The organism is Fructilactobacillus sanfranciscensis DSM 20451 (assembly GCF_001436035.1).
Taxonomy (GTDB): domain Bacteria; phylum Bacillota; class Bacilli; order Lactobacillales; family Lactobacillaceae; genus Fructilactobacillus; species Fructilactobacillus sanfranciscensis.
In genome coordinates this window covers 39,583-53,772 of record NZ_AYYM01000002.1, presented here as the reverse complement: position 1 = coordinate 53,772, position 14,190 = coordinate 39,583, and the positions used below count along the sequence as shown (strand labels likewise).

The 14,190-nt window shown below is 33.7% G+C and carries 14 protein-coding genes; all 14 read left to right on the top strand.

Translation table 11 applies throughout. From position 1 onward, the window contains the following. Position 1 precedes the first annotated feature (1 nt). The 14 genes from xseA to FD36_RS00995 all read left to right on the top strand — a co-directional run bounded on the left by xseA (position 2) and on the right by FD36_RS00995 (position 14,148). Entirely contained in the window at positions 2 to 1,348 is a 1,347-nt protein-coding gene (xseA, locus tag FD36_RS01060) for an exodeoxyribonuclease VII large subunit (protein WP_056957596.1), read from the top strand. Further along, complete coding sequence (locus tag FD36_RS01055) at positions 1,348 to 1,626, top strand: exodeoxyribonuclease VII small subunit (protein ID WP_014081940.1); 279 nt, start codon at positions 1,348 to 1,350, stop codon at positions 1,624 to 1,626. Before xseA ends, FD36_RS01055 begins: the two co-directional genes overlap by 1 nt. Then, positions 1,626 to 2,501 carry a polyprenyl synthetase family protein gene (locus tag FD36_RS01050; RefSeq protein ID WP_056957595.1) on the top strand — a complete coding sequence of 292 codons (876 nt, stop codon included), beginning with the start codon at positions 1,626 to 1,628 and terminating at the stop codon, positions 2,499 to 2,501. The genes FD36_RS01055 and FD36_RS01050 overlap by 1 nt, the downstream gene beginning before the upstream one ends. A gap of 7 nt (positions 2,502 to 2,508) precedes the next feature. Further along, complete coding sequence (locus FD36_RS01045) at positions 2,509 to 3,321, top strand: TlyA family RNA methyltransferase (RefSeq protein WP_056957666.1); 813 nt, start codon at positions 2,509 to 2,511, stop codon at positions 3,319 to 3,321. Positions 3,322 to 3,335: 14 nt separating this feature from the next. Next, positions 3,336 to 5,033, top strand: a complete 1,698-nt coding sequence (gene recN, locus FD36_RS01040; protein ID WP_056957594.1) for a DNA repair protein RecN — start codon at positions 3,336 to 3,338, stop codon at positions 5,031 to 5,033. Positions 5,034 to 5,120: 87 nt separating this feature from the next. Then, positions 5,121 to 5,738, top strand: coding sequence for a guanylate kinase (gene gmk, locus FD36_RS01035; protein ID WP_056957593.1), 618 nt, complete (start codon positions 5,121 to 5,123; stop codon positions 5,736 to 5,738). After that, a complete protein-coding gene (gene rpoZ, locus FD36_RS01030) occupies positions 5,738 to 5,941 on the top strand; it encodes a DNA-directed RNA polymerase subunit omega (protein WP_014081945.1) in 204 nt (67 codons plus the stop codon). The genes gmk and rpoZ overlap by 1 nt, the downstream gene beginning before the upstream one ends. 90 nt (positions 5,942 to 6,031) lie before the next feature. Continuing rightward, positions 6,032 to 7,267, top strand: coding sequence for a bifunctional phosphopantothenoylcysteine decarboxylase/phosphopantothenate--cysteine ligase CoaBC (coaBC, locus tag FD36_RS01025; protein WP_056957592.1), 1,236 nt, complete (start codon positions 6,032 to 6,034; stop codon positions 7,265 to 7,267). After that, the gene (gene priA, locus FD36_RS01020; protein WP_056957591.1) at positions 7,243 to 9,648 is read left to right on the top strand and encodes a primosomal protein N'; all 2,406 of its coding nucleotides are present in this window, start codon (positions 7,243 to 7,245) and stop codon (positions 9,646 to 9,648) included. Before coaBC ends, priA begins: the two co-directional genes overlap by 25 nt. Positions 9,649 to 9,662: 14 nt before the next feature. Next, entirely contained in the window at positions 9,663 to 10,607 is a 945-nt protein-coding gene (gene fmt / locus FD36_RS01015; protein ID WP_014081948.1) for a methionyl-tRNA formyltransferase, read from the top strand. Beyond that, the gene (gene rsmB / locus FD36_RS01010) at positions 10,585 to 11,931 is read left to right on the top strand and encodes a 16S rRNA (cytosine(967)-C(5))-methyltransferase RsmB (RefSeq protein WP_082610565.1); all 1,347 of its coding nucleotides are present in this window, start codon (positions 10,585 to 10,587) and stop codon (positions 11,929 to 11,931) included. The genes fmt and rsmB overlap by 23 nt, the downstream gene beginning before the upstream one ends. 8 nt (positions 11,932 to 11,939) lie before the next feature. Then, positions 11,940 to 12,848, top strand: a complete 909-nt coding sequence (rsgA, locus tag FD36_RS01005) for a ribosome small subunit-dependent GTPase A (RefSeq protein ID WP_056957589.1) — start codon at positions 11,940 to 11,942, stop codon at positions 12,846 to 12,848. After that, positions 12,841 to 13,500 carry a ribulose-phosphate 3-epimerase gene (gene rpe, locus FD36_RS01000; protein ID WP_041817731.1) on the top strand — a complete coding sequence of 220 codons (660 nt, stop codon included), beginning with the start codon at positions 12,841 to 12,843 and terminating at the stop codon, positions 13,498 to 13,500. Before rsgA ends, rpe begins: the two co-directional genes overlap by 8 nt. A 3-nt stretch (positions 13,501 to 13,503) precedes the next feature. Further along, the gene (locus tag FD36_RS00995; protein ID WP_014081952.1) at positions 13,504 to 14,148 is read left to right on the top strand and encodes a thiamine diphosphokinase; all 645 of its coding nucleotides are present in this window, start codon (positions 13,504 to 13,506) and stop codon (positions 14,146 to 14,148) included. The last annotated feature ends 42 nt before the right edge of the window (positions 14,149 to 14,190 follow it).

The following is a 14,190-nucleotide window of genomic DNA, read 5'->3' as shown; positions in this document are numbered from 1 at the left end:
AATGAATCATGATTATTTAACGGTTACTGCTTTAAATCAATATATTCATAAAAAATTTGAAAATGATCCATATTTGAGTAAAGTTTACGTAACTGGTGAACTATCAAATTGGAGAAAACGTCCTGGACATCAATACTTTGTTATTAAAGATGATCATTCCGTAATCAGTGCAGTGATGTGGAAAAGTTCTTTTGCCAAAGTTAAGTTTGAACCGGAAGAGGGAATGAAAGTTCTCATTACAGGTCGAGTTACCTCGTTTGCCAAGAGTGGGCAATATCAAATTTATGTTGAATCAATGGAACCTGATGGAATTGGTAATTTATACTTAGCCTACGAACAACTAAAGAAAAAGCTTTATGCTGAAGGTTTATTTGACGAAAACCATAAGCAAATTATTCCTAAATATCCTAAACGAATTGCCGTTGTGACATCACAAAGTGGAGCCGTAATTCGAGATATCATTGATGCAGTTCGTAAACGTGATCCACACATACAAGTTGTCCTTTATCCCGCAGCTGTACAAGGAGAAGGTGCTGCTCAAGAAATTGCTAAGCAAATCGAAAATGTTAATCAAAACGGTAATTTTGATACTTTAATCATCGGACGTGGTGGTGGATCAATTGAAGATTTATGGCCATTTAACGAAGAAATTGTTGCTAGAGCAATTTATGATAGTAAAATTCCCATCATTTCATCCGTTGGACACCAAACAGATAATACTATTGCTGACTTAGTTGCTGATCAAAGGGCTTCGACTCCGACTCAAGCTGGGGTCATCGCATCGCCAGAGTTAACTGATGTGATTTCAAACATCCGTAATTTACAAAATAGTTTAGAAAATTCAATGCGAAATCTTATCAAAATTGACCAACAAAGATTAAATCACCTACAACAAAGTTATGTTTTTCAAGATCCAAGCCGTTTATACGAGTCATATAGTCAACAAGCTGATTTATTAACGGATAAATTATTGAGCGCATTCAAAGAGCAACTAAAGCAAAAAGAAAATAAATTAGTACTTATACGAAGTAAACTAGCTGGTTCGTCACCTCATAATCTACTAATTGATAAACAAAATCAGTTAAAGTACTTAGATGCCAATCTAAAACAAAATATAAAAGCAATTTATTCTTCAAAAAAGGACCAGTTGCGGAATAAGGTCGATGCATTAGATCATTTGAGTCCTTTGAAGATCATGGCACGTGGATATGGGATGGTAAAAGATTCCGAAAATCATATTATTAAAAAAGTAACCGATGTTAAAATTGGAGAAACAATTACCGTTGATTTAAGCGACGGAAATATTGAAGCAGATGTTTCCAAGATAAACCAGGAGAGTGGAAAATAATGGCAGAAAAAAAAGTTTCATTTGAAGAAAACATGACTAAGTTAGAACAAATTGTAAATGAATTACAAAGTGGCGATGTTCCTTTAGAAAAAGCTTTAACTGAATTTCAAGCTGGAGTTAAGTTAAGTCAAGAAATGCAAAAGACCTTGGAGAATGCCGAAAATACTTTAACTAAAATGGTTAATCCAGATGGGGAAGAAGTTCCTTTTAAACGTGATAAGGGTTATGAAACACAAGAACCAGCAAAAGCAAATGAAAGTGGAGATTTACCATTTTAATGAAATTTAATCAGGAAAAATTAAATCGATTTCAAACTGAATATATTCCTAAAATTGATGCAGTTTTAAGTAAAGAAATTAAAAATTCATCAAATGAAAATCTATTAGTAAACTCGATGCAATATTCATTAATGGCTGGGGGTAAAAGATTACGTCCATTACTTGTTTTAGCAGTATTGGAATCGTACGGAGTCAAAATCACCGATGAATTGATTAAAATTAGTTGTGCAGTTGAGTTGTTGCATACCTACTCTTTAATTCATGATGATTTGCCTGAGATGGATAATAGTGATTATCGCCGTGGCAAACTTGCAAACCATAAAAAATTTGGTGATGATATTGCCGTTTTAGCTGGTGATGGGTTATTGACTTTAGCTTTTTCCTGGTTATCGGATAATTCTTTACCTGCTTCTCAAAGAATTAAGCTAGTCTCATTGTTATCAAATGCTGCTGGCCCAAAGGGAATGGTAGAAGGTCAAGTTATTGACGTTACTTCAGCAGAAAAGACTTTGGATTTGGTTGGTTTACAAACTTTAGATCGTAAAAAAACGGGTGAATTATTTCATTACTGTATTTTAGCTGGATCCGTCTTGGCAAAAGTAGATGAAGCAGACCAACAATCTTTATTGGAATTTGCTTGGAATTTTGGAATTGCTTTTCAAATTTATGATGATATTTTAGATGCTCCTACTGATGAAACTCAGGAAGATATTGACAAGAATACTTATGTCAATTTTTTAGGAATGCAAGGTGCAAAAACAAAACTTAGTGAAACTGTGGAAAATTGTATAAAAGAATTAGAAAAATTAGAAAATGCGCAGTCAATTGATTTGTTAAAATCATTTTTATCGTATTTTCAATTTGGAAAAGGATAATATGGCAATCGAAAAAGAAAGAATTGATGTTTTATTAGTCAAACAAGGTTTGTTTGACAGTCGTGAACAAGCCAAAAGAGCTGTTATGGCTGGTGATGTTCTAGGAAAAAATGAAGAACGGTTGGATAAACCGGGAGTTAAAATCCCTGTTGATACTAAACTTCACTTAAAAGGTAATGTTATGCCTTATGTTAGTCGAGGCGGTCTTAAATTAGCTAAAGCTTTAAAGAGCTTTGGTATTTCAGTCGCTTCAAAAACAGTTTTAGATATTGGATCTTCGACTGGTGGATTTACGGATGTTATGCTTCAAAATGGCGCTAAGATGAGTTACGCCCTTGATGTTGGAACCAATCAACTGGTTTGGAAACTTCGAACAGATCCGAGAGTACATGTAATGGAAAATACTAATTTTCGTTATAGTAAACCTGAAGATTTTTCCGATGGGCTTCCAGATTTTGCCTCAATTGATGTTTCATTTATCTCATTACATTTGATTTTGCCACCATTGAAAAATATTTTAAAACCTGAAGGTGAAGTAGTGGCTTTAATCAAGCCGCAATTTGAAGCTGGAAAAGAAAATGTTGGTAAACATGGAATTGTTCGTGATTCTAAAGTTCACAATGAAGTTATAAATAAAGTAATTGGCTTTGCAATTGATTCTGGTTTTTCCGTTTTAGGTTTAGACTTTTCGCCAATCAAAGGTGGAGAAGGTAATGTTGAATTTTTGATTCACCTAAAATCAACCGAAAAACCTAGTATTAATCCGAATGTTTCTGTTAAAGAGGTTCAAGATCGAGCCTATAAGAACCTAAATAATTAATTGGAGGCACCGTTTTGTTAAAAGAGATTTCAATTAAAGATTTTGCAATCATTGACAATTTATCAATCAATTTCGAATCTGGTATGACAGCTCTAACTGGTGAAACTGGTGCTGGAAAATCAATTATTATTGATGCAGTCGGTTTACTGGCTGGCGGAAGAGGTTCGCAACATTTCATTAGAACTGGTGCGAATAAGTCAATTTTACAAGGACTATTTGATATTTCTCACGATGAGACTACGGCAGCAAAATTAGATGAGTTTGGAATTGACCACGATGATGATAGTGTAATCTTACAACGTGAATTGTTTAAAAATGGCCGAAATATCTGTCGGGTTAATGGCATGCTTGTTAATACAAATACGTTGAAAAAAATTGGAGAAACTTTAGTCGATATTTATGGACAAAATGAACATCAAACTTTGATGCAAAGCGATAAACATATTTTGTTGTTAGATGAATTTATTGGTTCAAAATTAAAAGATGTATTAGAAAAATATCAATTACAGTACCATTTGTATCTTAAATTAAAAAAACAACTTGCTAATAAGAACCAAAACGAAAAAGAATGGGCCCAAAGATTAGACATGCTACAATATCAGGTCAATGAAATTGAGAACGCGGATCTAATTGATGGTGAGGAAGAAAAATTAGTTGCAGAAAAAAATAGTTTAAATAATTTTCAAACTATTAACCAAAACTTAAATCAAGCATTAACAAACATCGAAGGCGACGATAATATAAGTCCCTTAGATATGATTGGTGATGCAATGAGTTCTATTGAAGATATTGAGGAATTAGATAATTCATTTACTTCAATTTCAGAAAACATTAAAAGTGCTTTTTATATGTTACAAGATGCCAGTAAAGAAATTTCTAATCAAATGGATACTTTGGAGTTTGATTCCAATCGTTTGGAAGAAGTTGAAGCTCGTCTAAGCACAATTTATGAATTGAAACACAAATATGGAGATTCAATTCGGCAAATTTTGGCATACTACGAAAAAATTTCAGCTGAATTACAAGAAATGCAGTCAGAAGAAAATAGTGGTAGTGATTTAGAAATCCAACTAAGAAAATGTATTTCTGATTTAAATGAACTTGGTGGTCAACTTACTGAAATTAGACATCAAGGGGCTAAAAAACTTAAAAATAAGATCCAACAACAGTTGTCAGACTTATATATGGATAAGACCGAATTTGAAGTTCACTTTAAACAATTACCTAAGGATACTTTTTCTTCTAAAGGGGTTGAAACTGTTGAATTTTATATTCAAACCAATCCTGGAGAGGCTATGCAGCCACTTAATAAAGTTGCATCTGGTGGGGAACTTTCACGAATTATGTTAGCTTTAAAAACTATTTTCTCTAAACTTCAAGGGGTTACATCAATTATTTTTGATGAAGTAGATACTGGAGTTTCTGGTAGAGTGGCACAAGCAATTGCTGAAAAGATTCATCATATTAGTATGAAATCACAGGCATTGTGTATTACCCATCTCCCTCAAGTTGCGGCGATGGCTGATCATCAATATTATATTGCTAAACACGTTGATGCTAATAACCGTACTGAAACTAGTATTGAGTTGCTTAGTGGTAAATCACGCGTTAAAGAATTAGCAAGAATGCTTGCTGGGGCAACCGTCACGAAGTTAGCAATTGATCATGCTGAAGAGCTTTTAAAACTAGCTGATGCTGAAAAACACAAATAAAATTAATTTTTAATCTAAAATATCTTGATTATTACTAGTAAAAAAGCGATAATGTTCGTACTAAGTAAAATTGAAGGAGCTGTTTTAATGGCAAAAAGAGGAATGTTAATTGTTCTTTCAGGACCGTCTGGTGTTGGAAAAGGAACAGTTAGAAAAGCACTATTTGAGGACCCTGAAGTTGATTTTAATTACTCAATCTCTATGACTACCAGAAACCCTAGAGAAGGCGAAAAAAATGGTGTAGATTATTATTTTGTTTCAAAAGAACAATTTGAAGAAAACATTAAAAATGGCGAAATGCTTGAATATGCAAAGTACGTCGATAATTACTATGGAACACCATTGAATTATGTAAACGAACAGTTAAATGCTGGTCATGATGTTTTTTTAGAGATTGAAGTTAATGGTGCACTTCAAGTTCGTGCTAATTGTCCAGACGGAGTCTTTATTTTCCTAACTCCTCCAGACATTAAAGAACTAAGAAGCCGTCTAGTTGGTCGTGGAACTGATGATTTAGAGGTCATTAATAAACGAATTCAAAAAGCTTCTAAAGAAATTCGAATGATGCAAAACTATGATTATGCGATTGTAAATGATAAAATTAAAAATGCTGTTGAACAAATTAAAGATATTGTTAAAAGTGAAAGATTAAAGGTTAATCGTGTAATGCCAGATTACCTTGATAGTTTAGGAGATGAAATTTAATGTTATACCCATCAATTGATAAATTATTAGAAATTGTAGATTCACGTTATTCACTTATTATGCTTGCTAGTAAACGTGCTGAAGAATTAGATCAAGGTGCAACCCCAATGCTTTCACATTATGAAAATGTTAAGTCAGTTGGAATGGCACTTGAAGAAATTGCTGCCGGTGTCTTAAAAATTGAACCTGAAAATAATAAATAACCAGTAAACCATTACGTTCGCGTAGTGGTTTTTATTTATCTTATTAGTAATTATTGTATAATTAAGATATTGAAAACTCTGGGGGACGTAATGCAAAATAAAAAAATAGTTTTATATGTAACAGGAAGTATCGCTGCTTATAAAGCGGTGTATTTGTTGCGTCTTTTCCAAAAACAAGGGGCAGACGTTAAAGTTGTAATGACGCCTTTTGCTGAAAAATTTGTTTCGCAGTTAACTTTTGCTTCATTAGCTAAATGTCCTGTCTATTCTGAATCCAATTTTACTAATCATGGGGAAACTATTGATCATATAGAATTAGCTAAGTGGGCTGATATTTCTGTTGTTGCACCAGCTTCAGCAGATTTTATTGCAAAAATGGCAAATGGGATTGCCGATAATTTTGCTTTAACCACTTTATTAGCGACTGATACCTCAAAATATGTAGTTCCTGCAATGAATGATGTAATGTGGAATAATTTTGCTACCCGAAAAAACATTGAAACTCTAGAGCAAAATGGAATTAAAATCCTAAATCCTGAATATGGTAGATTAGCTGAGGGTTATAAAGCGAAAGGACGTATGATTGAACCAGAAGAAATTGTACAAACAATTTATGCATCTGATAATCCTAAACTATTGTCCGGCAAAAATGTTTTAATTACTGCTGGGGGAACAATTGAAGACATTGATCCAGTTCGTTATATCTCTAACCGCTCAACTGGAAAAATGGGATATGCTTTAGCTGATGTTGCAGTAAAACAAGGTGCTAATGTTACATTAATTAGTGCAAATTGTCATCTACAAGTTCCTGAAAACATAAACTTCATCAAGGTTAAAACTAGTGATGAATTAAAAAATTCGATTTTAACCAAATTACCTAAAAATGATGTTTTAATTATGGCAGCGGCCGTAAGTGACTTTAAGCCAGTTCACGTTGCTAAACAAAAAATAAAAAAAAGCGATGACAGTAATGAACTTGTTCTTCATTTACAAAAAACGGATGACATCTTAAAGTTAGTTGCTGATCAGAAGAAAGCAAACCAAGTCATCATTGGTTTTGCTGCGGAAACCAATGATGTTAAACGAAATGCCAAGTTAAAATTGGAAAAGAAACATTTAGATTTGATTGTTTTAAATGACGTATCAAATCAAAAAATCGGTTTTGGTAGTGATGATAACCAAGTAACGATCATGAATAAAAATGGAATTTTAAAACAAACTGGAATTGAAAGTAAAGAAAAAATTGCAAAAACAATTATTAATGTGATTAAACAACAATTGGACTATTTAGGAGGGAATAGATGCAAATTGCAAATATTATTGTAGATGTTCCTACCATGCAAACTAACTCACCATATTCATATTTAGTTCCAAAGGACTTACAATCATCTCTAAGTAAGGGAATGCGTGTAGTTGTACCCTTTGGAAAAGGAAATCGAAAAATTGAAGGTTTTGTGGTTGGAATTGAACCACTAACTAATCAAGACCCAGCGAAGTTAAAAGAAATTAGTTCAATTATGGATTTTGAGCCAGTCTTAGATGAAGAATTATTAGATTTATCAAAATGGCTTGCTGATAAAACCTACGCTTTTCGAATCAGTTGTTTATTAACGATGCTTCCTAATGTGATGAAAGCCAAATACGCTAAAGCCGTTAAGAAAAATCATCCGCTAACAAATCAAGCATTAAATCAAAAAGTTTCTGATAATTTGATGACACCCTTCGATGATAAACATTTCACTGAAAAAGAACTTAATCAATTGATTTTAATGCAAAAAAAAGGTGATGTTGAAATCGAATACGTGGTGAAGAACGAAGCTAAATCCAAAGTTGAATTAGCAATTCAAAACCAAATTAATGATTTTAGTGGAGTTCGAAAGCATTTAAAAACCAATGCCTCTGCGCAACATCACTTATTGGATTTTCTGGAAAAACATCCAAAAGAAAAATTAGTCCAAAAAAAAATCATTGAAAAAGACGGTATTTCGCCATCAGCGATTAAAGCTTTTTTTAATAAGGGATGGATAAACAAAACTCAAGTTGAAAAATATCGTAATCCCTATAAACATAAACTCGTCCGAGATCATCCTAAACGCTTAACTCCAGAACAGGAAAAAGCTGTTTTAGAAATTGATCAGGCAATCAAAAAGAAAAAGCCAGAAACTTTCCTAATTGAGGGGGTAACTGGTTCAGGTAAAACGGAAATCTACCTACAAAATATTCAAACGGCTTTAAACGATGGACGACAGGCGTTAATGTTAGTCCCAGAAATTGCTCTAACTCCACAAATGGTTAATCGGGTTAAAAATCGGTTTGGAAATCAAGTTGCCATTATTCATAGTGGACTATCCAATGGGGAACGATACGATGAATGGCGAAGAATTAGAGATGGTAATGCTAAGGTAGTAGTAGGGGCTCGTTCTGCCGTGTTTGCTCCCTTACAGAATATTGGAATTATTATTTTAGACGAAGAACACGATACTAGTTATAAACAAGATGAAAACCCTCGTTATCATACTCGTGACGTGGCAATTTGGCGTTCAAAATACCATCATTGTCCCGTTGTCTTAGGGAGTGCGACTCCTTCATTAGAATCTCGTGCAAGAGCGGGAAAGGGTGTCTATCACTTTATTAGATTGACAAAACGAGTTAATCAACAACAACTTCCCGAAGTTGAAATTGTCGATATGACTAAAGAAGTCGCAAAAAGCGGCGATATCTTCTCTGAAGAATTACTTCAGGCTATCAATGAAAAACTCACTAAACATGAACAAGTTGTTTTAATGCTTAATCGGCGTGGATTTTCTTCATTTATGATGTGTCGTGACTGTGGCTATGTCTTGATGTGTCCTAATTGTGATATTTCACTTACAATGCATTTAGATAGTCATACGATGAAATGTCATTATTGTGGTTTTGAAGAGCCAATTCCAAATGTTTGTCCGAAATGTCATAGTCATAACATTCGTTATTTTGGTACTGGAACGGAAAAAGTTGAACAAGAACTTGCCAAAATCTTACCTCAAGCACGAATTTTACGGATGGACGTTGACACGACTAAACGAAAAGGAGCCCATGAACGTATTTTAAATGAATTTGGCGAGCAAAAAGCAGACATATTATTAGGAACCCAGATGATCGCTAAAGGGTTAGATTTTCCTAATGTAACTTTGGTAGGAGTCTTAAATGCTGATACAGGTTTAGATTTGCCGGATTTTAGAGCTAGTGAACGAACATTTGATTTATTAACTCAAGTAGCAGGCCGAGCTGGACGAGCGGATAAAGCAGGTAAAGTTATTATTCAAACTTTTAATCCAGAGCATTATGCAATTCAGCTAGTTAAAAAACAAGATTATGAGACCTTTTATAAAAAGGAAATGAAATTGAGACATTTAGCTGGCTATGCACCATATTATTTTACTGTTAAATTAACGGTTAGTTCGACAAAAGAACAACAAGCTGCAGGGAAGTCTTATGAAATCTTAAAGTATCTTAAAACGCAGTTAAGTCATAAGACAATGATTTTAGGACCAACACCTCGTCCAATTGCGCGAATTAAAAATCGTTATTATTATCAAATAATTATTAAGTATAAAGTTGACAAAAAATTAAGTCCTGCTTTAAAGCAAATTTTACAAAGTTCACAACAAGAAGCGCGAAAAGGTCTTCGAATTGCTATTGATTCTGAACCAGTTAACTTTATGTAATGGAGGAAACGAATATGAAGTCAATCGTCTTTATGGGAACACCAGAATTTAGTGTTCCAATTTTACAAGCCTTAAATGAAAAATATGATATTAAAGCAGTAGTTACCCAACCAGATCGTCCAGTTGGAAGAAAACGGAAGATAATTCCAACTCCTGTTAAACAAGTAGCAGTGGATTTAAATTTACCGGTTTATCAACCAGAAAAGCTAAGTGGTAGTGAAGCTATGCAAAAAATCATTGCTTTGCAACCAGATTTCATTATAACTGCCGCATATGGCCAGTTTTTACCAACTAAATTACTTGAAGCAGTTAAGATTGCTGCGGTTAATGTCCATGGATCATTGTTACCAAAGTATCGTGGCGGGGCGCCCGTTCAATATGCAATTATGAACGGCGATCAAGCAACCGGAATTACTATTATGTACATGGTTAAAGCAATGGATGCTGGTGATATAATTTCACAACAAGCAATTGAAATTACAGATAAAGACGATACTGCCAGTATGTTTAAAAAACTAAGTAAGGTTGGTCGTGATTTGTTATTAGAAACTTTGCCTAAAATTGCTGAGGGAGACATTAATCCCATTCAGCAAGACGAAAGTAAGGTAATCTTTTCTCCAAATATTAAACGAGAAGAAGAAGTCCTTGATTTTAAACAGCCTGCGCGCTTAATTGATTGTAAGGTTAGAGCATTAAGACCTGATCCAATTGCCTATACTTTTGTTGGTGGCAAACGCTTTAAAATCTGGGATACCAGTGTCATTGACCAAACGACTGATTTAAAACCAGGGCAAGTCGTGTACAGAGATAAACATACATTACAAGTTGCTGCTGGAAATGGTTCAATTCTACAATTGAATGAAGTTCAAACAGCTGGTAAACCGAAAAAAACTATTACTGATTTCTTAAACGGAAATCAAAAGTTAGCTAGAGGAGATCAATTCATTGACGAAAGATAATAACAACAATCCACGGTACTTGGCAGTTAAAACTTTAGAGCGAATTTCAGATGGTGCCTATTCTAATTTACAAATTAATAACGTAATTGATTCAACTAAGATGTCAGAAAAAGATACCCGTCTATTTACTAATATTGTTTATGGGGTAATTCAACATCGTCTTACTTTTGAGTATTATGTTAGTAAATTAGTTAAGCATCCTGGTAAATTACAAAACTGGGTTAAAGAATTACTATATACTGCTATTTATCAAATGATTTATCTCGATAAAGTACCCAATCGAGCAATTTTTGATGAATCTATTAAAATTGCTAAATTTAGAGGACATGATGGAATTAGACGATTAGTTACGGGTGTATTACACAAAATTGATCGAGATGGTCTACCACAAATCACTGGAATGAATGCAATTGAAAAACAGTCAATTGAAGCAAGTGTCCCAGTTTGGATTATTAAACAATTAAATAATCAAGTTGGAAAAGCAAAGACTGAATCAATTTTAAAGAGTATTAACCAACCAGCTAATCAATCAATTCGCATTAATATTAAGAAAATCGAAAAGGAAGCTCTAGTTAAAGAACTAGAACGGATCGGTTTTACAGTTCGTGATAGTGAAGTAGCGGCGGATGCTTTAGTGCTTAAAGATGGAGTTGCTGCTCATACGGCGTTGTTTAAAGAAGGTTTTTACACCATTCAAGACGAAAGTGCGATGTTACCCGTTCAATCAATGGACATTGATGGCGATGACTACATTCTTGATACTTGTGCTGCACCAGGGGGGAAAACCACCCAGATTGCTGAGCATTTAACCACTGGATTAGTCGTAGCTCTTGATTTACATGAAAACAAGTTGCATAAAATTATGGAAAATGCTGAACGGATGGGTGTCAGTGAAAATGTTGAAGTTCATGCGTGTGATGCCCGTAAAGTTGGTGACATTTATGAAGATAACGTTTTCGATAAAATCTTAGTCGATGCCCCTTGTTCTGGTTTAGGTCTAATTAGAAGAAAACCAGAAATTAGATACGAAAAATCACTAGAAGATGTTGAAGAATTGGCTGTTGTTCAGGGAGGAATTTTGGATTCCGTTGCTGCTAAAGTAAAGGTTGGTGGACAAATAGTTTACAGTACTTGTACTATTTTGAACCAAGAAAATTCCAAGAACGTAAAAGATTTTCTTGAAAAGCATCCAGAGTTTGAAGAAATTAAAGTTAAAACTGATTTAAATCTTCAAGCGGACCGACGTGAAGACTATCTTAAGATTTTCCCAGATGATTACGGTTCTGATGGATTCTTCATTGCTGGATTTAAAAAAGTGAGATAGGAGCATTTATGAAAACAGGTAAGATTTACCAATCATTAAGTGGTTTTTATGATGTTAATTCTGATGGTCAAATTTATCGAACCAGAGCTCGGGGAAACTTTCGTAAACGTTTAATTAAGCCTTTGGTTGGTGATGAAGTCGAATTTGATGTTACAAATGGGACTGAAGGTTATATTTTAAAAATCATGCCCCGAAAAAACTCTTTAGTCAGACCTCCAATTGCTAATACTGATCAAGCAATTGTGGTTGTTTCAGTAATTGAACCTGATTTTTCTGAAATTTTATTAGATAAAGAACTAGTTGCTTTAGAAAAAGAACATATTACTCCGATTATTTACTTTTCTAAGCTAGATTTAGTTTCTGAAAAACAAGTTGATTATTTCTCTCAAATTGCTCGTGATTATGAAAACAAAGTAGGTTATCAAGTAATCTATTCTCCAGACCAAGCTAAAAATTTTCAAGTATTACGTGATCTTTTGAAAAATAAACAGTCTGTAATCATGGGACAAACTGGAGCAGGGAAATCAACTCTTTTAAATCATCTTGATCCTAGTTTGAATTTAGAAACTGGTGAGGTTTCTAAAGCATTAAGTCGGGGTAAACATACCACTCGTAAAGTTTCTTTTTTGACGATTAACAACGGGATTATTGCGGATACGCCAGGATTTTCTTCATTTGAAGCAGCTGATATTAAATTAGCTGAATTAAAAAATTATTTCCCAGAGTTTGTCCGAGTAGCCAATGAATGTAAATTCAGAGAATGTTCGCATATTAGCGAACCAGGTTGCGCAGTGAAAAAAGGCGTAGAAAATGGTACAATTCTAACGAGTAGGTACGATGACTATCTCAAACAATATGCTTTAATTAAGAGTCAAAAAATTATTTATAAACGAAAAAGGGGAAATAAAAATGATTAAAGTTGCACCTTCAATTTTAAGTGCTGATTATGTAAATCTTCAAAAATCAATTGAAGAAGTAGATAAAGCTGGGGCTGAAGTTTTACACATCGATATTATGGATGGAATGTTTGTTCCTTCAATTTCTTATGGACCAAACTGGGTTAAAGCTATTCGTCCCATTACAAATATGGAATTAGATTGTCATTTGATGATTGAAAATCCTGAACGGTACATTGATGTTTTTGCCAAAAATGGGGCAGATTTAATTGGAGTTCATGTTGAAGCAACTCAACATATCCATCGCGCCCTTCAAATGATTAAAAATCATGGTGTTAAAGCTGAAGTAGTAATTAATCCAGGTACTCCAGTTAGCTTAATTGAACCAATTTTATATATGGTTGACCAAGTGTTAGTTATGACTGTTAACCCAGGTTTTGGTGGACAGAAATTCATTCCAGAAACAATTGAAAAAATTGCAGAATTGAACAAGCTTAGAAACGAAAAAGAAAACCTTAATTTTGAGATTGAAATTGATGGTGGAGTTAACGATAAAACAGTTGTTAAAGCTTACGAAGCTGGGGCTAATGTCGCTGTTGCAGGTTCATATGTTTTTGATGCACCAGATCCTGCTGAAAGAATCAACGCGATTAAAAAAGCAACGGATTTCTAAATTATGCAAAAAATTAATTTATTAGTTGGTGGTCCTAAGACAGAATGGCCAACTGAATTAGTAAATGGCAAAATTAAAGGACCATTTATTGGGGTTGACCGTGGCGCGTTAAAATTGCTTGAATTAGGGATTACCCCGCTTGCTGCAGTTGGTGACTTTGATTCAGTCAACCATGCTGAGATGAAATTAATTGAAGCTCAGATTAGTTCCATTCATCGCTCTAATCCAATTAAAGACGAAACTGATACTGAAATTGCAATTAAATATGTAATGAAACATTTCCCAGAATCTGAAATTGATATTTATGGATTTTCTGGAGGACGTCTTGATCAGTTAATGACCAATTTATTGATGTTACAAAAGCCGATCTTTAATTCGGTCGTTGAAAAAGTAACTCTTTTAGATCAACAAAACTGTGTGCGTTTTTTCAAACCAGGAAAACATCAAATTGATAAAATAAATGGGATGAAATACCTAGATTTTGTTAATTTTGAAAATTGTCATTTAACTTTATTTGATGAAATGTATACTTTGAAGGACCATTTAGTCTTAATACCGACTTCTTTTTCTAGTAATGAATTTATGCATAATCATGCAACTTTTGAATTTGATAAAGGTATATTGACCGTGATTCAAAGTAAAGATTAAAATTAACCAAAACAAAAAAGAAGTAATCATTTCGATTACTTC

Bases quoted from the DNA above. Each gene is read 5' to 3' on its own strand.
- FD36_RS01050 (WP_056957595.1), top strand. From the start codon at position 1,626: ATGAAATTTAATCAGGAAAAATTAAATCGATTTCAAACTGAATATATT.
- rpoZ (WP_014081945.1), top strand. From the start codon at position 5,738: ATGTTATACCCATCAATTGATAAATTATTAGAAATTGTAGATTCACGT.
- fmt (WP_014081948.1), top strand. From the start codon at position 9,663: ATGAAGTCAATCGTCTTTATGGGAACACCAGAATTTAGTGTTCCAATT.
- rpe (WP_041817731.1), top strand. From the start codon at position 12,841: ATGATTAAAGTTGCACCTTCAATTTTAAGTGCTGATTATGTAAATCTT.
- coaBC (WP_056957592.1), top strand. From the start codon at position 6,032: ATGCAAAATAAAAAAATAGTTTTATATGTAACAGGAAGTATCGCTGCT.
- priA (WP_056957591.1), top strand. From the start codon at position 7,243: ATGCAAATTGCAAATATTATTGTAGATGTTCCTACCATGCAAACTAAC.
- xseA (WP_056957596.1), top strand. From the start codon at position 2: ATGAATCATGATTATTTAACGGTTACTGCTTTAAATCAATATATTCAT.
- rsgA (WP_056957589.1), top strand. From the start codon at position 11,940: ATGAAAACAGGTAAGATTTACCAATCATTAAGTGGTTTTTATGATGTT.
- FD36_RS01055 (WP_014081940.1), top strand. From the start codon at position 1,348: ATGGCAGAAAAAAAAGTTTCATTTGAAGAAAACATGACTAAGTTAGAA.
- gmk (WP_056957593.1), top strand. From the start codon at position 5,121: ATGGCAAAAAGAGGAATGTTAATTGTTCTTTCAGGACCGTCTGGTGTT.
- FD36_RS00995 (WP_014081952.1), top strand. From the start codon at position 13,504: ATGCAAAAAATTAATTTATTAGTTGGTGGTCCTAAGACAGAATGGCCA.